Source organism: Acetobacter sp., assembly GCF_052102375.1.
Lineage (GTDB): Bacteria > Pseudomonadota > Alphaproteobacteria > Acetobacterales > Acetobacteraceae > Acetobacter.
The window spans coordinates 1-23,544 of the sequence record NZ_JBQDXI010000012.1 but is presented as its reverse complement, the minus strand read 5'-3'; the positions used below and the strand labels follow the sequence as shown (position 1 = coordinate 23,544).

Genomic DNA, 23,544 nt, shown 5'->3' with positions numbered 1-23,544 from the left:
TGTCCCAAGTGTTTTCAGTGCCGGACTTGGTTTTATCCCAAGCTTTTTCGGACCCGGACTTTGTCTTGTCCCAAGCCTTGTCTGCGCCGTCTTTGGTTTTGTCCCAAGTGTTTTCAGTGCCGGACTTGGTTTTATCCCAAGCTTTTTCGGACCCGGACTTTGTCTTGTCCCAGGCCTTGTCTGCGCCGTCTTTGGTTTTGTCCCAAGCCTTTTCCGTGCCGGACTTGGTTTTATCCCACGCTTTTTCCGTGCCAGACTTTGTCTTGTCCCAAGCCTTGCTTGTCGCGGCCTGGGTATCATTCCAAGCACGGCTTACAGCACCCTGTTCTTCAGCATGGGCGGCAGGCAGAGACAGCGCAAAAGCAGCGGTGCCCAGTAAGGTGGCAGCAAAAGTGCGGATAGTCATATGCGCCATAGAAGGCCTCCAAAACGTTGTTCAAACAGTGGTCTCAGCATGGTGTGCCTTTGTGGCAAATATGAGAACGCACACCCGCGTCTGTCTGAACATCTGTCATTTCTGTTATGCATCATAACTGTTTGAACCCCCACAAGGTTTCCCTGTGCGGGAGCAAATAGGTGCTAAAATTCCAAGGTGGGCATGCTGTCCAGTGCAGCTTGCAGAATATAGGCTGCGGCCAACTGGTCTACCACGCCTTCACGCTTTTTGCGGGACAGGTCTGCTTCCTTAATGAGCATCCGGTTTACTGCGGAGGAAGACAGGCGTTCATCCCACAGGCATGTAGGTAGGCCAGTCTGGTCTGAGAGCGCCATGGCCCAGTCTTTTGCGGCCTGCGCGGCTGGCCCAAAGCTGCCATCCAGCGAAAGCGGAATACCCACAATCATGCCAGCAACTTCCTGTTGCTGCGCAATCTGGCGGATATGGGCCACCATGGCGGTCAGTTTGCCACGTTTCACCGTCTGGAAAGGGGAGGCCACTACGCGGGAGACATCGGATAATGCCAAACCCACCTGTTTGCGGCCGGGGTCTACGCCTAAAAGCCGCGCATGGCGGGGCAATGTGGCGGCAAGGTCTGTTAGGGTAAGAAGTGTCATGCCTGCACGGTATGTTGCCTTGCGCCCGATTATGCTAGGTCTTTTTTTCCTTAAATAGTCTGAAGAGAGTTTGCTTTCATGTCGCTTGACCTCGCGACCACCCGACGTATTGCAAAACTGGCCCGCATTGGCCTGGCCGATGCCGAGCTTGAAACCGTCCGCCAAAAGCTGGACGGCATCCTTGGCTGGTTCAATCAGCTGTCCGAGGTGGATGTTGAGGGCGTGCCCCCCATGGTTGGCACCGAGATGGAAGCCCTGCGCCAGCGTGAGGATGTGGTGACTGATGGCAACTGCCAAGCTGCCGTGCTGTCTAACGCCCCAGAAAAATCTGGCCCCTTCTATGCCGTACCCAAGGTGGTTGAATAATATGCTGACCGGACTGACGCTCACGCAAGCGCGTGAAGGGCTTGCTGCCCGTAAATTTTCTGCTCGCGAACTAGCTAAAGCCCATCTGGATGCCATTGCCCGGCTAAACCCGAAGCTGAATGCCTATATCACGGTCATACCGGAAGCGGACGTTTTGGCTGCTGCTGATGCTGCCGATGCCCGGTACGCTGCTGGTACTGCCCGCGCTATGGAAGGTCTGCCGGTTGGCGTGAAAGACCTGTTCTGCACCAAGGGCGTTAAAACAACGGCGGCCAGCAAAATTCTGGCTAATTTTGTGCCCCCCTATGAAAGCACAGTGACAGCACGCCTGCTTGATGCCGGGTCCGTCTTTGTTGGTAAAACCAACCTGGACGAATTTGCCATGGGGTCAGCCAACATCACGTCAGCCTTTGGCTCCGTGCTCAATCCGTGGCAGCGCAAGGGTGAAGAAACTGTCGCTCTGGTACCAGGTGGTTCCTCCGGTGGGTCTGCTGCAGCGGTTGCCGCAGGGCTGGCTCTGGCCGCGACTGGTACGGATACGGGCGGCTCCATCCGTCAGCCAGCCGCCTTCTGCGGTATTGTCGGCCTGAAACCCACCTATGGGCGGTGCAGCCGCTGGGGCACAATTGCCTACGCAAGTTCGCTGGATCAGGCTGGCCCCATGACCCGCACAGTGGCAGACGCCGGTTTGATGCTGGAAGCCATGGCCGGGTTTGATGAAAAAGACAGCACGTGCTCCAACCGCCCTGTTCCGGCTTTTGCACAGGCAGTTGGCAAAAGTGTAAAAGGTCTGCGCGTTGGGATTCCGGCAGAATATCGGGCACCCGGCCTGTCGCCTGAAATCTCCGCCATGTGGGAGCAGGGTATTGCCTGGCTGCGTGAGGCTGGCTGCGAGATTGTGGATGTCTCTCTGCCGCACACCAAATATGGTCTGGCAACCTATTACATTATTGCTCCGGCTGAATGTTCTTCCAACCTGGCACGATATGACGGCATCCGGTTTGGTGAGCGCAAGGACGCTGCAACGCTGGATGGCGTTTACGAACTGACCCGCGCCGAAGGCTTTGGCGAGGAAGTGCGCAACCGTATTCTGATGGGCACTTATGTGCTGTCCGCCGGGTATTATGATGCCTACTATTTGAAGGCTCAGAAAGTGCGCACCCTTATCAAACGCGATTTTGTGCAGGCGTTTGAGCAGGTTGATGTGCTGCTGACCCCCACAGCGCCAAGTGCTGCCTTTGCACAGGGTGAAAACATGGCCGAACCGGTGCAGATGTATCTGAACGATATCTTCACCGTGCCTGCCAGCATGGCTGGGGTGCCTGCGCTTTCAGTGCCGGTTGGTCTGGATGCCAAAGGCCTGCCTTTGGGGCTCCAGATTATTGGGCGTCACTTTGATGAAGAAACCGTGCTGTCTGTTGGCGGCGCACTAGAGGCTGCTGCGGGCTTTGCCCACACACCCACCCTGCATGCGGAGGCAGGTGCATGAGCTACTTGATTGAAGGTAAAACTGGCACATGGGAAATTGTTGTCGGGCTTGAAGTTCACGCCCAGATCATCAGCCAGTCCAAACTGTTTTCTGGGGCTTCCACCAAGTTTGGTGGCGAGCCTAACTCTCAGGTCAGTCTGGTTGATGCAGCTTTTCCCGGCATGTTGCCGGTTATTAACCGTGAGTGTGTGGCGCAGGCCGTGCGTACAGGTCTTGGCCTGAACGCACGTATCAATCTGCAAAGCCGGTTTGACCGTAAAAACTATTTTTACGCTGACCTGCCACAGGGTTACCAGATCAGTCAGTTTGAGCACCCTATTGTGGGTGAAGGCTCTATTGAGATCGAACTGGCTAACGGTGAAACCCGGCAGATTGGCATTACCCGCCTGCATATGGAGCAGGATGCCGGTAAACTTTTGCACGATCAGGACCCTACGCGCTCTTTCGTTGACCTCAACCGCTCTGGTGTGGCGTTGATGGAAATTGTCAGCGAACCAGACATCCGCGCACCAGAGGAAGCAGGGGCCTATCTGCGCAAGCTGCGCCAGATCCTGCGTTACCTTGGCACATGCGATGGTAACATGGATGAAGGCTCCATGCGGGCAGACGTTAACGTGTCTGTGCGTAAAGCTGGTGAGCCGTTCCGTACCCGCTGCGAGATCAAGAACGTCAACTCCATTCGTTTTGTCATGCAGGCTATTGAAGCTGAGGCAGCGCGTCAGGTTGAAATTTGGGAAAACGGTGGGGAAGTGGATCAGGAAACGCGCCTGTTTGACCCCAGCCGGGGTGAAACCCGCACTATGCGCTCCAAGGAAGACGCGCATGACTATCGTTACTTCCCGGACCCAGACCTGTTGCCGCTGGTTATTGAGCAGGCATGGGTGGATGGCTTGAAGGCTGAATTGCCGGAACTGCCAGATGCCAAGCGTGCCCGTTTCCAGACAGACTATGGCGTGCCGTTCTATGATGCTGGCGTGCTGGTAGCAGAACAGTCTGTGGCAGATTTCTTTGAAACCGTGGCTAAAGGCCGTGATGGCAAACTAGCCGTTACCTGGGTGACGGGTGACCTGTTTGCTGCCCTGAACCGCACCAGCCGGACCATTGAAAACAGCCCGGTCAGTGCTGAGTCTCTGGGTAAAATGCTCGACCTGATTGCTGATGGCACAATCAATGGCAAAATTGCCAAAGAGGTGTTTGAGGATATGGTCGAGACGGGTGAAAGCCCGGATGCCATTGTTGAGAAAAAAGGCCTCCGTCAGGTGACGGATACTGGCGTTATTGACTCCGCCATTGATGCCATCATGGCCAAACATGCTGATAAAGTGGCAGAATACCGGTCTGGCAAGGACAAACTGTTTGGATTCTTTGTGGGGCAGGTCATGAAGGAAACCAAAGGAAAAGCCAACCCAGCCCTCGTGAATGAGGCCCTGAAAGGCAAGCTTGACGCCTAAGTTTTGAGGGGATGTAAAAATTCCCTCAAAATCGCCTTTAGGGGGTTTGACGAGACGCAAAGAACCCCCTAAAAGCACCAGTGCAAACGTCGTGTATCTTTACACTCTTCTTGCGGAGGGGTGGCCGAGTGGCTGAAGGCGACGGTTTGCTAAACCGTTATACGGGTTAAACTGTATCGAGGGTTCGAATCCCTTCCCCTCCGCCAACCAATCAATAAAAATTCAATTAAAACAATAACATATAACTTTACGGGAAAGTTTTACCTCCCTTATTACCCCTCTTAAAGTTATCGCTAGGCTTTCAGGGGATAGAATGGAGGGGGGCGGCATTGGGTATATATTCTCTATATTGATATAGAAAAAACGAATAAATGCGGACGCCTATCCAATCGCCTTTTTAGGTCGGAACACTCTTATTCATAGACACATAAAAAAAGGGCCTTCCTTGTGAGAAGACCCCATACTTATTTGGCTGTGGTTTCTGTTCAGTCTCCCGCGACCTTCCGGCCCGTCAGACTGAACCAGTGCCGTATGCCAGCGTCCAGAACAGCCCCTGTCTTCTGCTCTATTTCTGCGGGGCTGCTCTTTTGCTCCGTCCACGCTTCCGTGCCTGCCTCCAGTGCTGCGGTCAGACCCCGCTGGAAGATTTCGTCCGTGCTACCTTTCGCGCTGTGGTAATCCGCCACCATCACGCCTAGACGCTCGGGCGATAACTCAGAGGCTCCGGGGCCGCGTTGCTCTCCGGCATAAAGTTCTGTCAGCTTGCTACAAGCGGCTTCTGTGGCGGCGCGTAGGTTCTTCTTCACAACATGCGGCTGCATTGCTGTCTGCTCTGCCATCTTGGCAAACAGCAGAGCCAGCTTGCCAGTCACGCCTTCAATGGCAACGCCAAGAGGTAGCCCTGCCTCATGGGCGAGTATGGCGGCCATTCGGCCCATACCCGGCACGTTCACCCAGCCTTGCCCATCTTTCTCCATCCGGTCGCCTTCATCCAAAGAGGCATAAGCGCGGTCGGCGGCAACCTCAGCATTGCCCTCCAGCACGCGCCCATCCTTTACCGGCCAATCGTATATGGCTGATAGGCGCTGGCAGAACTGGCGGGCGTGGAGGTCCGACATTTCACACGCAAGTGGGCAATCCGTGCCGTCCTTAAACACAACGGAGGGCAGGAAGGCGGCTTGGCTGTTTTTGTCCAGAACTGGGCGCATCCACAGGCAGCGCACGGCTTGCGGGGCCAAGGTGGCTGGGTCAGCGATGATGCCAGGAATGGCGGAGGCGGTCGTGTAGGAAGTGCTCATGCTGTGGCGTCCAGTGTGTTCTGGGAGTGTGGGGTGATGGTAGCTATGCCGTTAGGCGCGGGGTGACAGACTGAGCACGTCCACCCTTCTGACGTGTCGCCAACCTTCCGCCACCAATGCGTGAAGCCGCACAGGGAGCAGGGGCCACTTCCTGTCATCCGGTTGTCTTTTTTTGCCGGTCTTGCGCTTACAAAGTAACGCGGGTGCGGATCGCTCCGGTCATGAGGATATGGCGCCATAAAACGACACTGCTTCTCGTTCCATTCCCAGCCCCGCTCTTTAAGCCAGCGTGGGTCTGGGTCTCCGAAGATGTGCAGTTTGCCGGTCTCAGGGTCACGCCGTATTCCTGACTGCTCGCAATGCGTGGCAGGTAATGACACCGGTTGTGGTGGCTCGGATGCCGCTTCCTGCTCATAGTCTTCTCTGGCTTGTGCGGTCAGGTGCTCAATGATCTGCTCACGCCCAGCTTTTAGCAGGTCCAGAAGGTCCGGCGTGATTGCGGCCTTATTGCCCCGTACGACTGGCTGGCTGTCTTTCAAGACAATCTCGCATCCTAGCCACTCCAATTCCTTAATCAGAGCGGCGGCATTTATGCCTGCGGATGGATGGTTGCTCGGTGCTGACGGTAAGACAGAAGCATCTGCCTGCTTGTCCTCGGCCCATTCCATCAATGTGGATATAGCCTTACTCACCATGCCGAGGCCCTCCGGGTATTGTAAAAAATGGTCGTGACAGTCGTGACGGTCGTGACAGGTGCGAAAAACGGCAGTTTCCCAACACTTTTCTTGGCACCATGCTGTCACGACCTGTCACAAGTGAAGTCGTGACGGTCGTGACGCTTGGGGGTAATGCCGCCTTTGAGGGGTACTTCATGCTGCTTCCCCCTCCATTATGGACCCAGAGACCACAAACACGCGGACCCTTCCTTCTTTGGGTATCCTTCGCACAACGGACAGGTTTTTCCCGTCTCCCGGTAAAAGATACCCAGCCTCAAGAAGAACCTTGGCTGCGCGGTTTGGATCAATCCCTTTGCAAACCTCTTGCCGCCACATCTTGGGAAGGAACAGATATTCCCATTGATTACCTTCTGGCGTGTCTGCCAGACGCCGGAAGCCAGCGCGGGAGATAGTGCGGGCGTGTGGGTTTTCCACATCTCCACTTTCCCCACCCAGAAGGGCAAACCGGCTTTCCCCGTGCTGTTCTATGAAAGCTCGGACTTGCTCTATCGCTTCCCGGTCTTCTGCGGCATCGGTTCCCCCGCGCTCGCTCAACCATGACTGGAAGCAGGTCTTGGCCGCCTGTGTCGCCTCGCCTTGACCCCATGGCAGGACGCCATAGGCCGTTGCCAGTTCACCAGCAGCGGACACCAGGCCGAAGCGGCGCACGACCGAGCGCACCTGTCCCGCAACGGGGCCAGAGGGCAGGCAGTCTTTTTCAAAACTATCCACCAGCTTTTTTATGCTCTCGGTCAGTCCGGCCTCATCCTCGTCCCGGTCTTTAACCAGCGCGTCCAGATAAGCGCGACTTGCTGTTCCATAGTAGGTGCGAGATGCCCTGCGGATATGGTCAGCCAGTTCACCACCTGAAGGAAAGCCATGCAGGGCTTCGAATAGTCCCATGCTAGTCCCGGCATCAGCCTGCACACTGACAAGACGAACCTCCTGCCCCGCCATGGCGCGGCGGCCCGCTTCCCCCATTTTGGTCGCAAGTGTCACCTCGCCAGTGGAGAGAAATAGAGAACGCCATGTCTTGCGGGTGCGGGCCTCGCCATTGCGGCCAGCCCGCTGCTTGCCGGTATTGTTGGCAAGCATGTAGGTAATATCCCCCACTTCACGGCTGTCTGCTTGACCCATTTCATCCAGAATGAGGAGCGTATCGGAGGTCTCGCACGCGATGCCTTCCGTTCCGTTTGTGGTGCCGCGCCACGAGCGCACCATGCCGTCACGGTCGCCCTTGTCCCAGACGGAGCCAGCCGCATAAAGAGAAGTAGATTTTCCGGTCTGGCTCGCTCCGACTATATGGAAGCCACCTGACTGCTCTCCCAGAATGTCCAGAAGCGGGCCACAGAACGCCAAGGAAAGCGTAAACAGTAAGCGGCTGTTGCTACGAGCATAAGCGGCTATCTCCTTTTGCCAGTTTTCCAGCGTCCCGGCAGTCGCATATTCCAAGCCGGATGCGGCGCGGGTTGTCTGAAATGCAACAGCCCTCTGGCCAGCGCCAAGCGTCACCCCATTCGGAAGAACGAAGACCGGCCCCTGTTCCGTTTTGTGCCAACCGGAGCTGGTCACACACCGAAGGCGGGTCTTGGTGTGAACAGAGGCGATAAACTGGCGAAGGTGACGGGTGGCTGAAATGTTGCAGTTCAGGCCAGCGTCTTCCAGTTCTCCCGCAATGTCTTTCCCTTCGCCATGAACCATCTTTTTGGGGATGGCCCACTGGTGGAAGCGCTTGTCACGGTCGAGCCAGTTAATCAGAAGCCCCCAGCCCATGCCGCCCTCGTCTCGGGTCTCTGCAATCACCTCGAATGGCGCAGAGACCCAGACCGGCACGGGAGGAAGCTCCCCAGTGGGTTCAGGTGTGAAATAGAGGCCCCGGCTGGTCATGCTGTAGCCGGGGGGCATCTTCACATTTGATTCTGCCTGTGGTGCCTGATCCACCAAGGGGCGGAGGATTTCGATGCCTAGCGTCTCCCCGCCCTGCGTCAGGCCCATTGGCAGATAGTCAGCCAGATCCCATCCTTCCGGTAGGCCCTCAGGCAGTTTCACCATTTGGACAGATTGCGCCCCGGCATTGCGGAGGGCCTCAATCGCGGCTTGGGCGTATTTCTCCCCCGGCGCGTCATTGTCAGGCCAGATCGTGACGCGGCGACCAGCAAGAGGCGACCAGTCGGCAGAGCTGACGGACGTGCTGCCCCCGCTGGTGAGCGCGACCAGATCAGGAAACAGGTCACAGGCTGCCTCTGCTGTCTTCTCGCCCTCCACCAGAAGCACGGTCGCCTCAGGGTTGGCGGCCAGCCAGTCCAGTCCATATAGAGGAAGAGGCTTGGCGGGCTGCTTCCAGTGCCAGCCGGTAACGTCACGCTGTTTCCCGTTTCTGTCGATCCAGACGCGGTGCCCGTAAGTAAGGGGCAGCACGACTTTATGGCCGCCCTCATCTTCCTTGCGGAATCGGGCATACAGTGGCCGCCCCTCCGCGTCACGGTAAACCCACAAGGCGGTTGCACTGCGGGGCATTTCCGGTTCGGTAGGAGCCGGGGTTATTGGCTCCCAGACTTCGCCCTGTTTGCCGTCCTGGGCATTCAAAGCAAGGGCGGATTTTTTCTCAGCGTCTGTCAGGGGGCTGAAAAGGCCGCCTTCATCCATGCAGGCCATTGCTGGAATGTTCTGGGGTGTGCTCATTCAGCACCCCCTTTCAGGCCCAGCATCTTCGCCAGTTCACAGGCTGCCTCGTATTGGGTAACGCCGGCCAGATAGGCAGCAAGGGAAATGATGTCCCCTCCGCGTGCATCTGCTTCCGCAAAGTCTGCCCAGCGGCCAGTGTTCAGATTGACGCTGAAAGACCCGGGTTTGCGGTCGCCCCGTTTGGGGTTGCGAGAAACCCATTCGTGGCCCTGCCTTTTCCCATCAGGCAGCCACCGCCCCAGAAGGGCGGGGAGTGCCGCGAGGGCTGCGCGGTTCACTGTTGGGAAGTCTATGGTCCCGGTGCGGGCAGGGTCCGGGTGTAAGCGGCTTGGATATGCCATGCGTGCTTGTCCTCAATCAGGAACCAGCCGCCTTTCTGTTGCGCGATGCCTTACATGTTCTGTATAAGAAGACAGCGGTTCTTCATTATACAGAACAAAGGCAGCCACCCCCAGAACAGGCGGGTGGCTGTTTTATTTTGTAGTGATGATGGCGTCAGGGAGAGACTGCAACCATTCCAACGCATGTGGAATGTCGACGATTGTCTTTCTACCGATTTTCTTTGCGCGGAGCGTTCCTGCCCCGAGCTTACGATAGAGCTCGGTTCGAGAGAGACCTAAAAGACGACAAGCTTCTGGTATCGGCATAAACTGAGGTAAATTCTGCACGGACTTGGCCTGATAAGATAGGCGGAATACGCCTTTCATTGTGCCGCTCTCGCCAAAGGCAGAACGTGTGCCGGTTACTATCCGGAAAGGGCCATTTATCGTCCGTCGACGTCTGATTTTAATGACATCAGAAAACAGCCGGTTAACGCCCGTATGCGGTTGGTTTTTGGGAACTACCAACAAAACAGACAGGATTAAGCCCCCGTAGCCTCCACAGTAGTTCCATAGCGTACCAAATAATGCAAATCTTTTTTTGCTTAAACTTTGGAAGTTGAAAGATGTACAGCCCTGATTGCGGAGGGGCACCACAAGGCTTGTTTCCTCCGGCGTCCACGTCTTGCGGCCATCAGTCATGACAAGCCCTCGTCAATCACCACGCACCGCCGCTGCATTTCACTGGCCAGCCATTCCAGAGCCTGCCCTGCGGAATCCATAGTGCCAGCATTGTTCGGTTTCCCGGCAAGGTCACGGCCAACGCTGGCAATGCAGTAGGAAATGGCGCTCAGGTTCCAGCTTGCCTCTTGCAGCAGGTGCAGCCGGTCAGGTGTTGCGACAGGATTTTTGCCACGGTGGCAGGAATTGCGGCGTTGCTCTGCGAAAATGCTTTTGCTTCGGATTGAAGCGGAAGCCTGTCTAACCATGCTCCCATTCCTTCCCGGCCAGATGGAAAGTAAAGCGGGCCAGTGCTGTGGTGATACGGAAGCAGGCGCACGTCAGGGGCAGCAGGAAGAACAGCGCCATGTCTTTGAGGAAGCGGGTCATGCCGGTTCCTCCTGCTTTGGTTCGGGCTTGGTGTTGGCGGCATGGAGCATCAGCCACCGATGCACGGCCTCACTTCTAATTATTGCCCTACATGCAGGGGCTTTACGCTCGGCCCGTTCAATATGGTGCAGCAGATCGTTAGCGGTCGCCCCGCTTTGAAACAGGTGATCTGTCAGTTCCCAGCCTGCACCCCATAGCGGCTCTGCTTCTTTTCCCTCTCGGCCTATCCTTTGTAGGTAGTTGGCAAGATCGCCCTCTGGTGTTTCCAGCGTCAGGCCACTTGGGGCAGGGCGTGTCCAGTCCCGCACTGGCTTGTCATGGATTACAGACAAGCTGGCACACACCTGACGCGCGTTCGTGATGCTGCCTTCACGTGATAGTTCCAGCCAGGTGTCATCATGGAACACCATGCACGGCCAGAAGTCCCACTTCTCCGGCTCGCCATCGTGCTGCATGTCCAGAATGAACAGCCCTTTGACGCAGGCCCATTCAATGCGGCTCACAATGTCGGGCGCATATTCAGCGTCCTTGCCGCTGCTAATCAGTTTTTTCATGGGGTCAGTCATGGCTGGCCCTCCGGGCATCAAGGCCCGCAATTTCCCCCAGACGGTCCAGCGTCATGCAGAGTTCATCCGCCAGCCAGTGCCGTGCCTGCGGATAGGATATGTCATTCTTCGGATTGGTAAGATCCAGAAGCGCCAACGCGACCTGTTCGGCCCGCCGGAATAAAAGGCGCGGCTCTCTATGGGCTAGAAGGTGATCTTCTTCGGCCTCGGTCATTGGAGGATTGATGGTGCTCACCGTACTGCCTCCAGCTTCAAGGCTGCATGGCCAGCCACTACGGGGTCAGGCGTTGCCATCCCACAGAGCGCCAAAGCGATCAGGGCGGGCGCTATGAGTGCGGGGAGGCTTGTACAAAATAAGTGGAATGCCCATGTGTGTATGGGCGTGCTATAGGCACGGTTAGCCATTGCCGAAACTCCAGTTCGGTTTGTGGTTAGGCTGGGTGTGGAGGTCCTACGCTCCATATCCAGCCACCTGTCACACGGTGACAAGATGGGCTAAATGTGCCACCTTCAGTTTCAATGTCAATAACTTTGTTACAGGGTGACACTTTGAACGCTGCACAATGCCGTATGGCCCGTGCCGCCTTACAGCTGGGCGTGCGAGAATTGGCGTCTGCTGCCAATGTTTCCCCAACGACGATTACACGCCTAGAACGTGGAGAGCAGCTTTACCCCCGTACGGTCTCCGCCATCCGCACAGCTCTTGAGACTGCTGGCGTTGAGTTCATTGGTGAGACAGGCGTGCGTCTGTTGGGGCCAGCCTCTAAAGCGTTACGGAAACGCGAGGCTGAAAAGCAGGCACAAAGGGAAACTGAAGATCCCTATATCCCTGAAGTAAAATTTACTCCCCGTGACGGCGGTGACCTGAAAGCGCCATCTGCACCACCGTCCGTGTCTCAGGGGGATAAAGAAAAATAAATTCGTTCCCGAGAACGGTGGCGGGGCGGGGGTGAGGCTGAGGAAGGACGACACGTAATGGCCATGATTTATAACTGGATCATAATAATCATACTGACAGCCGCGCTTTCTGGCTGCGCCCACCAGCCTCACCACCGGCCTAGTGATACGGCAGCCTGCATGAACTATCGTTCTATGATGACCGCCCCTATGCCTCCAGAAGCTATGCAGAGGCTACAGAAGCAGTGCGAGGTCTCCATGCGGGCAACCGCAGTTACAGCCAAAAGGAATTGAGAGCAGTTATGGCGTTGCAAACAGGCATCAAACAAGGAGAGAAGATGGACGCGGCAGGATGAAAGCATTGGCCATATGTACTTTCGCTTTATTCTCGTTGGCGCTCCTGTTAGTGGCGGCAATCATCACACTGGCCCCGGAACCCTCTGGCGGCTGCACACTCGGCATCTGCTTCTGATATTTCTTCTTTGCTCTTACACAGGGGCCGCTTACTCTCTAAAAAATAAGAAAGAGAACGCCTTATCTGCTACCTGGGCGACAACTAAACACGTTAGAAATCCTACGACCGCCATGCCCACAATATCCATCATCACACGAACCTTCTCATAATCCCGAGGCTGAAGCGCTTTGCGGAGGGATTGGTTCCTATGGCATGGCAGATAGGTCTTGGTAGTGGGGTGGTTTGGAACAACCTGAAACGTCCCGACACCACCTGAGACACAAAAAAGACACTTGCCACTTTGATTTGTGATTGGCATTAGGCTCTGGAATGTATCAGAATAGGACATTCCTAATGGGAGAGCCTATGTCACCCTTCCGCCCAATTCGTCTTGACCGGACAAGGCTCAGGACGGACGAGGCGGAGCGAGAGATAAGAAGTCGCGCTGAACGGGGAGAAATCTTTGTAAGTCCGCATGCTTATGATCGTCTGGAAGAAAGAGAAGAACAGGGTGCTCTGAACTCTGTGGACATGCTCGCCATTCTCAAAACTGGCACGATACGTGACGAGCCTGAGAGAGTGGAAGATGGGTGGAAGGTTATTATTGAAAAAAGAATGCCGGGGTCTAGGGACGCCGGAGTGGTGACTGTCATTGTGTTTCCCGGCAACCATTTGGAAATAGTCACTGTTGAATGGATGGATTGGCTATGACCGACAAAATGTATCACTTCACTGCTTGTGGTCTGGATAATATCTGGCTCGCCAATGGTGTAGAGATCAAACAAACCCCCAGAGGTGAAATGGTTAAAATCCATAACCTTGACGGACTGCACAAAGCGATTGCGAAGAGCATTATTACGGGCCCTAACAGAATCTGCGGTGCAGAATTTCGGTTCCTGCGCTCTATGTTGGGGGTGTCTCAGGAAGGGTTGGGTGACATCCTCACACAGAGCCGTTCGACTATCGCCCGTTGGGAATCCGAGCGCGACAAGCCAATAGATGGTGCATGTGATAAGCTCCTGCGCATCATTTATATGCGGAAGGCAGATGGCGACGAGCGGGTAGGACGCCTGATTGATATGCTAGTCGATCTTGACGAGGAAATTCACGGCCGCAAAAGAGCCAGCTTCCGCGAATATGACGGAGCGGGCTGGGCGCGGGACACATGCGTAGCCGCTTAAACCCAGCTCCAGAGAATTAGCAAGGTGCGCTGCTCTCTAGCCGTAACTGGCAGATCAGCATTTCAAGACCTCTTCGGAGGCCGTCCGTGCAGCGAAGCTAGAACTAGCTTATGCGCAGCGTAGATATGGAAAAGGCGTCCTTCTCGGTTGGAGGGGCGCTTTTTTTTCATTCCTAACGCAGCAACGGCATCGCCCAGCCTTCCTTCAGGCTTACCTGGCCAACCCCGCCCTTGCTTTCATGACCGTAGTAGGTGAAACCCCGACCATCCCGGCTACCTGGCGCAAGGACATGCGCGCCCCCTCCGGTGTGGTGAGTATCCGTTCAACCTCCGCCCGGCGCTTGCTGGCGGTGTTCAGAATGAACGGAGGGGGCGAGACTGAATCCACACTTTCGTCATTCCTCAAATCTGAGGAATCCATAACATGGGGATTCCCCACGTTTTGAGTTTCCGGGGTGGCGCGGTTTTCAGGGGCACCCATGTTCCCATCAGATGTGACCGGAGATCCCCGGTCAGGGGGAATATCCCCAGAGGCAGGATCTGGCCTTTGGGAGTTTTCCGCCGCGTGTAGCCGTTCCAGATCCCGCAGAATGATGGCACTATCATTGTAAATGCCCTGACTGGCTTCCTGAAAGCGGAGGCGCGTAATCAAGTCTTAGGCGTTGCTCACATATGAGAAACGCCTGTCAGAATTTAATGGAAAATAAAAAATAACTATGTGATGGTATGTATAAGAAAAACCCAATCAATTATTAATAGGAAAAATATCATCAATAAGATTGGAAATGTATCTAAAGTAGCCTTTTTTCTAGCGAGTGTCATACTAATGATACTGGCATCTTTGTTAATAATTTCTGGTGCTGTAGGCTTAATATCTGCATTTATAATCTCCTTTAAGGATGGTAGAGGAGAAATAGTACGAGCTGTAAGTTATGTGGTAATCGCCGTCGCCGTATTCGATGTTGCAAAGTATTTTATTGAAGAAGAGGTCTTGCGGTCTAAAGGCAAACAGTCCCTGTCAGAAGCTCGCGGCAGCCTGACAAAATTCATGACAACAATAATTATAGCTGTCTTCATAGAAGGTTTAGTGGGGGTTTTTGAGCAAAGCGGTAAGGATCCCGAAGACATTCTGTTCCCGGCTGCATTGCTGGTAGTCGCAACATTTATGGTATTGGCGTTAGGTATGTATCAAAAACTCAGTGTAAACGCTGAGGGAGAGAAGAAAGAGAAAGACTTGACCGAATGAGCAGCGCTTGACTTATTTTTCTCGCTTTTTTGCCTGCTAACAACACATCTGCGATTTTTCTTAGATCTCTCACCATCAAACATAAAATATGGATATGACTGCGGGCCTGCGGATGTGCAAACATCTTTTTACTATACTCTATAAGTAACCAAGGCCCATATGACATATTACCTGCTAAACCATCACCAACATGCTTGAATGGGGCACATCAAGATGTGATAATACACCTCATCGCGTGTTCGCCGGTGGCCCCTCACATCTGAGCAACGCTCACCAGTTTTGGTGAGCAAAATTGTCATTGGCGAGATTGCTTATTCTGTAAGGTCAATTCAGCCCTTGAGGGGTCTCGTTTTCAGAAACGCGACTGGCATCGGGATATTCTCCGAGGCCATTACTGGCTTTCCGGCATCCCCATCACCCGCGCACGGAGGGCTTCAAACCGCTCAATCTGGGCAGGGCTTGGCTTGCGGGGGATGCGCCTCTTGCGGGGTGGGCAGAAATTCCTGCTCACCTCTTTCATGCCTTTGTCATTCGGTAGGTTCAGACGCTCGGCCACGTCCCGGCCGCGCTTGCCAGTCATAGTGACCGCACCTCAATCACGGTGACACTCTCCGGTCCGTAGCGGCGTGACAGGGTGGCATCCACAATCTGGGCATCATCCTTCCAAGCGATACCATTTAGAGCATCAGCGGCAGTCTTCATCTGGTTGTCGATGTCTGGCCGACTGGTCGGCAGGATACCGCCCGCCAATGCTGAGGCTGTCTTCTTCCGGCTCCATGAGGGAGGCGGAGCGATCTGGATTGCCAAGGAAACATGGAGCGGCCCAGTCAGGCACGGTTTGCCAATCTGCTCTATGGCGTGGCGCTGGATATGCTTCTCGGCCTGCACTGTTTTTGCATCGGTAAAGGTCCGGCCATTGCCAAAGCGCGGGCGGCCTTTGGCACGCAAAAGACCAGGGACAACTATGCGGTAAACTGGCGGCGCAATCTCTGTTTTTTCCATGCCTGATGATAGTATGAGCGGAGCTGGAAGTACAATGCAATGGAGGGGTTCTGCGGTTTTAAATGCGGGGAAGCTGAACCAGTAAAATTGCGGCTTTTTCTTTAGCTTTCACCATGCCTCAAGGGGGAATGTGCGAGAAGCTGGCGTCTGCGCGTTACAGCAACTGCCGTGTCATCAACTATTGCACGTATGCTTTCTTCTAAAGAGAGCCCATGGGCCGCATAATGAAGCGGGGCCGCAACTGCAGCTTTACGCATATTTTCCATAAAAGTCGCATCGTCAATCCGGTTGAGAATGCTGAGCTCTGCAATATGCATACCGAAATTATAGTTTCGGTGTCCCAAGTCACCAGATAGACCAGAGCATATGTCTTCTATGGTGTGTGGTGGCATATCCATCATATCTTCTTCTGACGTCTGCATAGGGGATCCTTTTATTTTAGGTTTTGCTTATTTCTGGCTGAGAGGACGGTAATTGTATAAGGGTCGTGAGGGAATGCGCTTTTTATCGTTCTAATCCTGACACTGTGCTATGCGGGGGTATGGTCCTTCTTTACCTTGTAGCAGCGTTGGCGTTCTTTGTTTGGTGGGTGCGGGGGTCTTTTATCCCGGCGCTCGCAATTGTTCTATCAATGCTGGTTCTCGAGTATGGAGCCTACATTGACCAGAAGCGGCTTGACCCGCCAGTCACTCTCGTTTTCATTTTTATCGTAAGTACAGCCGCCTTCATTCCTTATTGGGTAAAACGCCACCGTGCGCGCCGCTTCGATCGGATGGTAAATGGCGTTACTTTTTTGGGTAGGGATTGACCAGAGCGTTATCGAGATAATCGAGCGTTTTTTCTCTGGTGATAGCTGCTTTTATGGTTGCGCGTTTTGCTGCTGCTTCCGCGGCATATTTGCCCGCTGCAGCGGCAAGAAGGCCTCCATCCAGCCCCCCGGTTAAGGCTCCACCAAGCCCAACCCCGGCAGCGCCAGCAATTTTCGCAGCCGCACCTTGCGCCATGTCCAGCATTTTGCTGTTGGTAAATAAATTCACGCTGCTGTCAGACCCGCGAGCCTTACCCAGATCCTTCCGCATTTCCAGCCTGAAATCATCACGCAAATCCTCAAGGGCCTGCAACTGCTCGTCCGTTACCGCATCAGAGTCCCGAATGCCGGGTTTCATCCTGTTCCGCCTGAGCGTTTTGACGTATGTGTCCAGTTTGCTGAGGTTTACATCTCCGTTGGCGTTTGTCAGGTTTGCAGACTGCAAATGGCGCATCGCATCAATAGGGCGGCTCAGTTCCTCATATTGCTGAAGGTAGCGGTCAAAACCCGGAGCCCCAGAATTGATCGCGTCTGTGACGGTCGGCTTTAGGTCCAGAAGTTGGGATACTGCTGCCTGTCCATCACTGGCAGTCCCCCGCGCGCGCGGGGCCACCATATCTCCCATAAACTTGCGGACGTTCCACAGTTTTCCCGGCATGGCGAGGCCGTCTTTATCGGCAACGGCATTTATAGCCCTCAGCACGTTTATCAAAGGTTGCTGGACTGTTTCTCGGCCAGTATTATCATCAATTAGCCGCGCAAGATGTTGCCTGATAGGCGTTACATCCACAGGCTGCTCGTCATTGAAAGCCGCCTCACGGTGCTGCTCCTCAGCCGCATTTCTGGCCGCTTCCGCCGCCTCAAGCTGTTCTGGTGTTCCTATGACCTTCTGGGCATATGCGTTCCGCGCGGCTGTATTCTCCTGCTCGCGCGCTGTGAACAGGTTTGGGTTCGCCGCTCTGCGTTGGCGCTCGATCAGAGCAAGGCCGGGGTTCCCTGTCGCCTGAGACGCCGTGAAGTGGACGTCTGGAATTTTTGACTGAACAAGCTGAACCGGTCCGCCCTTTTGACTATCTTCAAGGATAAGCTGTGCCAATTTCTCAGCGTCTTTGGGCTTGCTGAAAAGGCCAAGCCGAATGGCCTCAGGCGGGACCTGCGGTGCTGTAGAGTCACTTCCTCCTCCTGCCGCTGTTCCCGCGCCGCCGGTCTCCGGGGAAGATGAAGGGCTTCCGGAAGAGCCAGCTTCCGTAGCAGCAGATGATGCCTCTGGGCTGGCGGCAGCAGGCTCTAAGGCATTCCGGCCCACTGGTGGAGCAAGCCGGTTGATCATAGACGTGGCGGCATTGCCCAGTTTGCCGCCTGCGTATCTTAATGCGGACCCGGTTCCTTCCAATACAGGAACGCCCAATGCTCCAGCGGCAGCCCCCCACAGTGGGTTTTCACCTTCTAGGCCCGCAATAGTCCCGCCCTGCAACGCTCCGCTGGCAATTCTCACCGGCAACCCTCCATTGCCGATCAATAGGTTGGTACCCGCCTGAATGGTGCGTCCCGCCGTGCCGCCTATAGCTCCAGCCGCCTCACCTCCTGCGGCAGCAAGAAATGGGTTGGCAATCATGGCCCCCATAACTCCTGCCTCAGTTTTTGCCAGCGCTCTGCCTGCGCCAAGAGCGTTAGGGCGAGCCGCCGCTATGGCCTGATCGGCGGCATCCAGCGCTGTGCGCCTATCATCAAGATCACGGCTGGTACCGGCCATGGCATACTTGAGGCCCGGTATTTTACTGGCAACAAATAAGCCGCCACGGTGCATCTCATTTTGCGCTGCGGCATCAGTTGCTTTGGCAAATTCCCTCAAATTGCCCAGCCATGTTCCTTGATGAGCATGAGCGCCCTGCGGAAGAGCCGCGCTGGCTTCGTGCCCGAACATCTTATCAAATTCAGCCGTGTCGTCCTTTTGGGATGCTGCGCCAGCCTTTCCGGAGGCCCCGAACATCCTATCAAATTCTGCTGTATCGTCTGACTTTTCTGCGGGCGCAGGCTGGGCACTCATGCCCGGACCGGCAAACGGATCATCATCCTTCTGTAATCCAGAATACTGCGCCGCTACCTTTTGAGGATAAGCCATGGTCTCAGGGTTCCCCCATCTGGTGCGGTCTGTGCCGCCGTTATAAGCCCGAAGCGCATCGGGAACGTTCCGGTATCTATCAAGGTTTTCTCGCAAAATACGCGCTGCGCCGTAAATGCTCTGCACCGGGTCACGCGGGTCTATGCCGATAGCATCTGCCGTCTTCGGCATAAACTGCATGTGCCCAATAGCCCCAGATCGGCTGCGTTCAGTCGGGTTCCCGCCGGGATTTTCTACAAGATGCACAGCCCGCAACATGTCCGGGTCAACACCCCAATATTGCCCGGCGCGCTCGTAATGCTGTTCGAGGTCACCAGTCACTTGGAACCAGCCCGGCCCGCGCCATTTTGCTGTACTTCACCTTGAACGCGTGAAGGGTGCCCGCTTTCTCCATCGCGTCCATCTGCTCTACTCGCTCAGCAGGAGTCATTCGGAGAAATTGATATGCTCGCGGGTCAAAGTTCTGATTAAACGTCTGCTCCCATTGCAGGTGCTTGGATGCCGGAAGCCCTGATGCCTGCCATGCCTGTGCTTTGGCATTAATCGCATCCTCATTTCCCTTTAACTGGTGAATCATCAGCCGGTTGGTGCCTTCTTGAAGGCGGCTATTGGGATTGGCATGTTCTGCCGCCCCAAGCCGAGCATCAGACGCGCCAAGAGCCTGTGCCTGAGCATTGGCTAATTGCTGTGCCCATTTGTTGAAGCTTTGCGCCGCTTCAACGCCACTTTCGTTCCAAGGAATGCCGAACGTTTGAAAGACGGATTGAATACCTCTGATCCTGTCCATTCCTACGCCACTACTAAATTTGGATAGGTCCGTTTCCATATTGTCCAGTGTGGCCAAACGGTCATTGCGCTTAGATGCTGCCTGCAAAAGTGCGTTTGCACCGGCTGCGCCAGCTCTTGCTGCCGCCTGTTGAGCCTCAATCGTTCCGGGGGCCGGGCCAGCAGAGAAGTCGCCTCCCTGTGCTGCTGCCCCTTGAGCACTTTTCCCCGGCCCTGAAAAATCTTGCGATCCTCTGGGGTAGCGACCGTCTCCCATGACATCTAACGGAACGGTCGGCTTGGCAGTATTACCCAGATAGCCGCCTCGCCCATTTTGACGCAGAACTTCAGATCTCGTGCCAATTTTCGGCTTTCCATCGTCGTCAGTGTAATTGACCAGTTCGGTCGCTTCACTCGGAGAAAGGGTTTTCGAGATGGGTGCCCCCTGCGCCACGCCACCTTGCCCGCTAGCAGCAGAGCCAACATTTTGCCATTCCAGATGGCCACCCACGTCCACAAGCTGCATAGTCCCGTATCCATCTTTGTAGGCGTTCTCAGGACCGGAGGCAGCATCGTACAACCCACGCACCTGCTGTCTGAGCGCCTCCCCATCTTGCGGAAGAGAGGCATAACTCTGGTTTGCCTGATCAATGGTCATGATACCGTGAGCAATCGCGCTCCCGTATGCCGGAGCCAAATCCTGCTTGGTAAGGTTCTCTCTGTTTGCATATGGGGCAAGCATGCCCGCGATCATGCCCATACGGTGCTGGTTGAGGTTGAGTTGTGACGTATCGTTCGCAATTCCCTGCCCCTGCTGTGCAAGTCCGGTAGTCACGGCTTGGGGCAGACCATACTGTCCCGCTTCCGTTGCGCCCATGTCTTTATAGACACCGGCCATGTTATACTTGCCCGTCAGCTGGTTATAATTCTTGGCATAGGCTGCGCCGCTGGCTTTCTTGCCCTCAAATTCGGCTTGCTGCACCTTATAGGCCAGCAACTGGTTCTGCACCGCCGCCGCCTGCGCGATGTTGGGCATTAGGTTGTTCTGGGGCTGGACTGTGCCCTGCCCGATGCCGAGCAGGGCGTTGGCGTTCATGTCAAAGTTTGGCATTAAAGTTCTCCCTTACGGACAGGAAGAGACTGAACCCAAGCAATGGCGCTACTCATGTCGATAAGGACACGCCGCCCAATTTTGTGAGCCTTGATCGAGCCTTCGGACATCCGGCGATTAAGAGTGGCGCGCGAAACACCTAAGAGACGAGATGCCTCATGAATTGAAGTAAATAAGGGGATTTCCACTATCAAACTCCTCAATACAACGAGGAGCCACAGCCATCATGATGTCACTAGATAAGATAAAATACGGGCGTGGCTAATCGTCAGGATGTCTAAAGATTGAGCCGCTATTTCGCCCGAAAGCCGCCTAACGTAAGCGCCCATAAATTCTCGCGTGAGAATAGGTTCTTTTTTAATGGCCTATCATGTGTGATTTGGCAACTAGAAATTTTAATTTAAAAAAATATTGATGTACACATTGATATAACGAATGCGGAGAAGGCAGAGAATATATATAGTATTTGCTATATATGCGTGGTTTGGCCGGTTTGTGTATGAGATACAAAATACTGAGCCTTAATCGGGAAAGCTCATTCGTAATCCATCAAACGGGGTGACTAAGTTTGCTGTTCTTACAGCGGCAAAACAGCGAAATGGCCTGCTTCTACAGGCCATGAGCAGGGAAACTTCTCCGCCCGCTAACGGGCGGTTGAGGTCATTCCGTCGTTGTTTCTGCAACGGGAAAACAACGGTTCGCCCTGATGTTACAGAGCTAGAATAGGAGAAAGCGTGTAACCTGAAGCAAGTCATCTGAAGTGAATTGTCCGCTGCTAACAGCGGCAAGCAGCGGAGAAACCTGAAAGCCTGAAATCAAAAGCGCCTAACTGTTATCAAATGTTATGGTTAGCAAGCATCAATCCCAGAATGGCGCACTTATACAAACTCCCGTTTGCAGTGCGGCAGCCCCATAAGACAAGCCAGCCCCGGCCTGCATACAGAGGGCGGAGATCAACTGCTGTCACGACCGTCACGACCGGCTTTTTTGTAAGTCGTGACGCATACGGACTCTCAAATCTGGCAGATTTCAGCCATATTTAAGCAGTGTCACGACCGTCACGACTGTCACGACCGAAAAAAGTAATACCGGACAGGGTTTAGCCTCACTCTCGGCATTGTTCCGCCCAAGCCTCCATGAGAGGACGGCGCTGGTCCAGTAGATCAGTCCTGCGGTAAGCCGCCTCAACCTTGTTCTCTATGGCATGGGCAAGAGCCATTTCCGCAACGTCACGCGGGCAAGCGCTGGTGTCAGAGGTCCAGTCTCGGAAAGTGGAGCGTAGGCCGTGGACTGTTACGTCCTTTGTCTTGGCGGCAAGGTGGAGGGCTTTGCTTAAGGCGACATCAGACAGAGGCTTGCCCCTCTTGTGTCCGGGAAAGACAAGATCACCGGCAGCGAGGTCACGGAGGGGCTGCATTTCCTGAAGGATAGCCAGAGCATCATCAGACAAGGGCACGCGGTGCTCACGGCCAGCTTTCATCTTGTGGTCTGGGATGGTCCATACTTGGGCAACCATATCAATTTCAGACCAAGCGGCATTTCTCACTTCCCCAGACCGGGCGGCGGTCAAGCAGCAGAAACGCACTGCTTTGGCTGCAATGCCCTCCGATGCACACAAAGCAGAGATAACCGGGGCTATATCCTTCCAGCCTACGGCCTTGTGGTGCTGAACCTTCATCAGCTTTGACGGAGGCGGCAGGGTAGCGGACAGGTGCCCCCGCCATCGTGCCGGGTTTTCGCCCTCACGCCAGCCCTGCGCGCGGGCATAGTCTAAAATGCGTTCAACCCTGCCTCGAAGCCGCCCCGCTGTTTCTGTCTTTTCTGTCCATATTGGACGGAGGGCAGCAAGAACGTCCTGAGTGTCGATGTTGCGCACGGCTTTCTTGCCGAACACTGGCAGGACATGCTGGGAAAGAGAGCCTTTCCACGTTGCCGCTGCCTTGTGGTCTTTCCAGCCGGGGGCCTGTTCCTGAATGTAGCGGGTGGCCACTTCTTCAAAAGAAAGCCCTGTTTCCAGCTTGCGTGCAGCTTTCTCCTTTTCACGCTCCATTATGGGGTCAAGACCACTTTCGAGCAGGCGGCGGCAATCAGAAGCACGGGAACGCGCATCGGCAAGTGAGAGGTCAAACGCGCTCCCCAATCCCATTTGGCGGCGCTTGCCGGTTGCGGGAGACTTGAAGCGCAATTCCCACAACCGGGAGCCACCTGTTACTACAAGCCACAATCCCCCTCCGTCACAGAGACTTCCACTCTTGTGACGGGAGACTTGCAAGGCCGTTAAACGGTTGGGTGGGAGTCGGCTCATGGTTGTTTACCCCTCTTGTTACCCCTCTTAAAACACGGAATTTGGAGGAACGTCCAGAAACAACCATGGACGGAAAGAAGAGTAATGCCTTAGAATAAAAAGAGATTTAGGAATGATGCGGAATAACGTGGGACGTCACTTAGGCGGACTTCCCCTCCGCCAATCTTTCTAAAATAGCAATTTTCTAGCATAAAATTTTTTAGCTTCCGGTTGTGTGGTCTTGTTTTGTAACACACGAATAGGCCTTGCCTTGGCAAGATCTAGCTTAGCAATGACTGCCCTCTTAAATGTTGGAACACCTGCTGAGGCGCATGTCATCTAGCCCTGAAACGGCCAGAGAACATTATTTACAAACTCATCCTCTCTCGCGAACCTGTGAAAGAGAGCGCTTGTTTGGTTCAATACAGTAATAGTGCTGAGCCTAAGGTTTGTATCTTTGCGAACTTGCAGGAAGATCAATCGATACCAGAAGGAAGGGGAGGCGGATATGTGACTGCCCCTGATGAAACTGGGGCAGGCGATCCAATTGCGCGACAGGGATCCATAGTCGACGCGGATTTCTCACACTTGAGGCAATTTCGGGTCATTTTGTAGAATTCA

27 protein-coding genes and 1 tRNA gene are annotated in these 23,544 nt (G+C 54.7%); 8 read left to right on the top strand and 20 right to left on the bottom strand.

The window, feature by feature from the left end:
* Positions 1–415: endoglucanase (locus tag ACTIDN_RS07120; protein ID WP_441376516.1), on the bottom strand; the 415-nt coding region annotated here is incomplete at its 3' end.
* Between the two features lie 164 nt (positions 416–579).
* On the bottom strand, positions 580–1,053 hold the full coding sequence (gene ruvX / locus ACTIDN_RS07115) for a Holliday junction resolvase RuvX (protein WP_415508062.1): 474 nt from the start codon (positions 1,051–1,053) through the stop codon (positions 580–582).
* A gap of 78 nt (positions 1,054–1,131) precedes the next feature.
* On the opposite strand from ruvX, the gene gatC reads away from it, so the two are divergent.
* From gatC to ACTIDN_RS07095, 4 genes are all read left to right on the top strand, one after another.
* A complete protein-coding gene (gatC, locus tag ACTIDN_RS07110; protein WP_048837604.1) occupies positions 1,132–1,419 on the top strand; it encodes an Asp-tRNA(Asn)/Glu-tRNA(Gln) amidotransferase subunit GatC in 288 nt (95 codons plus the stop codon).
* Between the two features lies 1 nt (position 1,420).
* Entirely contained in the window at positions 1,421–2,908 is a 1,488-nt protein-coding gene (gene gatA, locus ACTIDN_RS07105) for an Asp-tRNA(Asn)/Glu-tRNA(Gln) amidotransferase subunit GatA (protein WP_441376515.1), read from the top strand.
* Positions 2,905–4,359: an Asp-tRNA(Asn)/Glu-tRNA(Gln) amidotransferase subunit GatB gene (gene gatB, locus ACTIDN_RS07100; protein ID WP_441376514.1), complete on the top strand. Its 1,455-nt coding sequence runs from the start codon at positions 2,905–2,907 to the stop codon at positions 4,357–4,359. The genes gatA and gatB overlap by 4 nt, the downstream gene beginning before the upstream one ends.
* A gap of 114 nt (positions 4,360–4,473) precedes the next feature.
* Positions 4,474–4,565 (top strand) — tRNA-Ser (locus ACTIDN_RS07095).
* A gap of 279 nt (positions 4,566–4,844) precedes the next feature.
* Here the strand turns inward: ACTIDN_RS07095 and ACTIDN_RS07090 are convergent.
* From ACTIDN_RS07090 to ACTIDN_RS07045, 10 genes are all read right to left on the bottom strand, one after another.
* On the bottom strand, positions 4,845–5,657 hold the full coding sequence (locus tag ACTIDN_RS07090) for a hypothetical protein (RefSeq protein ID WP_441376513.1): 813 nt from the start codon (positions 5,655–5,657) through the stop codon (positions 4,845–4,847).
* Positions 5,654–6,352 carry a hypothetical protein gene (locus ACTIDN_RS07085; RefSeq protein WP_441376512.1) on the bottom strand — a complete coding sequence of 233 codons (699 nt, stop codon included), beginning with the start codon at positions 6,350–6,352 and terminating at the stop codon, positions 5,654–5,656. Before ACTIDN_RS07085 ends, ACTIDN_RS07090 begins: the two co-directional genes overlap by 4 nt.
* Before the next feature lie 174 nt (positions 6,353–6,526).
* Positions 6,527–9,055 (bottom strand): DUF927 domain-containing protein, encoded by a 2,529-nt coding sequence (locus ACTIDN_RS07080; RefSeq protein ID WP_441376511.1) that lies wholly within the window; start codon positions 9,053–9,055, stop codon positions 6,527–6,529.
* Positions 9,052–9,399: a hypothetical protein gene (locus ACTIDN_RS07075; RefSeq protein ID WP_441376510.1), complete on the bottom strand. Its 348-nt coding sequence runs from the start codon at positions 9,397–9,399 to the stop codon at positions 9,052–9,054. Before ACTIDN_RS07075 ends, ACTIDN_RS07080 begins: the two co-directional genes overlap by 4 nt.
* A gap of 132 nt (positions 9,400–9,531) precedes the next feature.
* A complete protein-coding gene (locus ACTIDN_RS07070) occupies positions 9,532–10,080 on the bottom strand; it encodes a helix-turn-helix transcriptional regulator (protein WP_441376509.1) in 549 nt (182 codons plus the stop codon).
* Positions 10,077–10,367, bottom strand: coding sequence for a hypothetical protein (locus ACTIDN_RS07065; RefSeq protein ID WP_441376508.1), 291 nt, complete (start codon positions 10,365–10,367; stop codon positions 10,077–10,079). Before ACTIDN_RS07065 ends, ACTIDN_RS07070 begins: the two co-directional genes overlap by 4 nt.
* Positions 10,360–10,488 carry a hypothetical protein gene (locus ACTIDN_RS07060; protein ID WP_441376507.1) on the bottom strand — a complete coding sequence of 43 codons (129 nt, stop codon included), beginning with the start codon at positions 10,486–10,488 and terminating at the stop codon, positions 10,360–10,362. The genes ACTIDN_RS07065 and ACTIDN_RS07060 overlap by 8 nt, the downstream gene beginning before the upstream one ends.
* Positions 10,485–11,054: a hypothetical protein gene (locus ACTIDN_RS07055; RefSeq protein WP_441376506.1), complete on the bottom strand. Its 570-nt coding sequence runs from the start codon at positions 11,052–11,054 to the stop codon at positions 10,485–10,487. Before ACTIDN_RS07055 ends, ACTIDN_RS07060 begins: the two co-directional genes overlap by 4 nt.
* The gene (locus ACTIDN_RS07050; protein WP_253523089.1) at positions 11,047–11,289 is read right to left on the bottom strand and encodes a hypothetical protein; all 243 of its coding nucleotides are present in this window, start codon (positions 11,287–11,289) and stop codon (positions 11,047–11,049) included. Before ACTIDN_RS07050 ends, ACTIDN_RS07055 begins: the two co-directional genes overlap by 8 nt.
* Entirely contained in the window at positions 11,286–11,459 is a 174-nt protein-coding gene (locus ACTIDN_RS07045) for a hypothetical protein (protein WP_441376505.1), read from the bottom strand. Before ACTIDN_RS07045 ends, ACTIDN_RS07050 begins: the two co-directional genes overlap by 4 nt.
* Positions 11,460–11,603: 144 nt before the next feature.
* Between ACTIDN_RS07045 and ACTIDN_RS07040 the strand changes: the two genes are divergently transcribed.
* From ACTIDN_RS07040 to ACTIDN_RS07030, 3 genes are all read left to right on the top strand, one after another.
* Positions 11,604–11,972, top strand: a complete 369-nt coding sequence (locus ACTIDN_RS07040) for a helix-turn-helix domain-containing protein (RefSeq protein ID WP_441376504.1) — start codon at positions 11,604–11,606, stop codon at positions 11,970–11,972.
* Positions 11,973–12,771: 799 nt separating this feature from the next.
* Complete coding sequence (locus ACTIDN_RS07035; RefSeq protein WP_441376503.1) at positions 12,772–13,116, top strand: hypothetical protein; 345 nt, start codon at positions 12,772–12,774, stop codon at positions 13,114–13,116.
* Positions 13,113–13,586 (top strand): helix-turn-helix domain-containing protein, encoded by a 474-nt coding sequence (locus ACTIDN_RS07030; protein ID WP_441376502.1) that lies wholly within the window; start codon positions 13,113–13,115, stop codon positions 13,584–13,586. The genes ACTIDN_RS07035 and ACTIDN_RS07030 overlap by 4 nt, the downstream gene beginning before the upstream one ends.
* A 210-nt stretch (positions 13,587–13,796) precedes the next feature.
* Here ACTIDN_RS07030 and ACTIDN_RS07025 read toward each other — a convergent pair whose 3' ends face one another.
* On the bottom strand, positions 13,797–14,237 hold the full coding sequence (locus ACTIDN_RS07025) for a hypothetical protein (protein WP_441376501.1): 441 nt from the start codon (positions 14,235–14,237) through the stop codon (positions 13,797–13,799).
* Positions 14,238–14,411: 174 nt separating this feature from the next.
* On the opposite strand from ACTIDN_RS07025, the gene ACTIDN_RS07020 reads away from it, so the two are divergent.
* Complete coding sequence (locus ACTIDN_RS07020) at positions 14,412–14,831, top strand: hypothetical protein (protein WP_441376500.1); 420 nt, start codon at positions 14,412–14,414, stop codon at positions 14,829–14,831.
* Between the two features lie 391 nt (positions 14,832–15,222).
* Here ACTIDN_RS07020 and ACTIDN_RS07015 read toward each other — a convergent pair whose 3' ends face one another.
* The 7 genes from ACTIDN_RS07015 to ACTIDN_RS06985 all read right to left on the bottom strand — a co-directional run bounded on the left by ACTIDN_RS07015 (position 15,223) and on the right by ACTIDN_RS06985 (position 22,944).
* A complete protein-coding gene (locus ACTIDN_RS07015) occupies positions 15,223–15,411 on the bottom strand; it encodes a hypothetical protein (protein WP_441376499.1) in 189 nt (62 codons plus the stop codon).
* Positions 15,408–15,833 (bottom strand): RusA family crossover junction endodeoxyribonuclease, encoded by a 426-nt coding sequence (locus ACTIDN_RS07010; RefSeq protein WP_441376498.1) that lies wholly within the window; start codon positions 15,831–15,833, stop codon positions 15,408–15,410. Before ACTIDN_RS07010 ends, ACTIDN_RS07015 begins: the two co-directional genes overlap by 4 nt.
* Before the next feature lie 101 nt (positions 15,834–15,934).
* On the bottom strand, positions 15,935–16,255 hold the full coding sequence (locus tag ACTIDN_RS07005; RefSeq protein WP_441376497.1) for a hypothetical protein: 321 nt from the start codon (positions 16,253–16,255) through the stop codon (positions 15,935–15,937).
* A 363-nt stretch (positions 16,256–16,618) separates the two neighbouring features.
* The gene (locus ACTIDN_RS07000; RefSeq protein WP_441376496.1) at positions 16,619–19,084 is read right to left on the bottom strand and encodes a transglycosylase SLT domain-containing protein; all 2,466 of its coding nucleotides are present in this window, start codon (positions 19,082–19,084) and stop codon (positions 16,619–16,621) included.
* Positions 19,074–20,639, bottom strand: a complete 1,566-nt coding sequence (locus ACTIDN_RS06995; RefSeq protein ID WP_441376495.1) for a hypothetical protein — start codon at positions 20,637–20,639, stop codon at positions 19,074–19,076. The genes ACTIDN_RS07000 and ACTIDN_RS06995 overlap by 11 nt, the downstream gene beginning before the upstream one ends.
* Entirely contained in the window at positions 20,639–20,827 is a 189-nt protein-coding gene (locus tag ACTIDN_RS06990) for a helix-turn-helix domain-containing protein (RefSeq protein WP_441376494.1), read from the bottom strand. The genes ACTIDN_RS06995 and ACTIDN_RS06990 overlap by 1 nt, the downstream gene beginning before the upstream one ends.
* 917 nt (positions 20,828–21,744) lie before the next feature.
* Complete coding sequence (locus ACTIDN_RS06985) at positions 21,745–22,944, bottom strand: tyrosine-type recombinase/integrase (protein WP_441376493.1); 1,200 nt, start codon at positions 22,942–22,944, stop codon at positions 21,745–21,747.
* Positions 22,945–23,544: the final 600 nt, after the last annotated feature.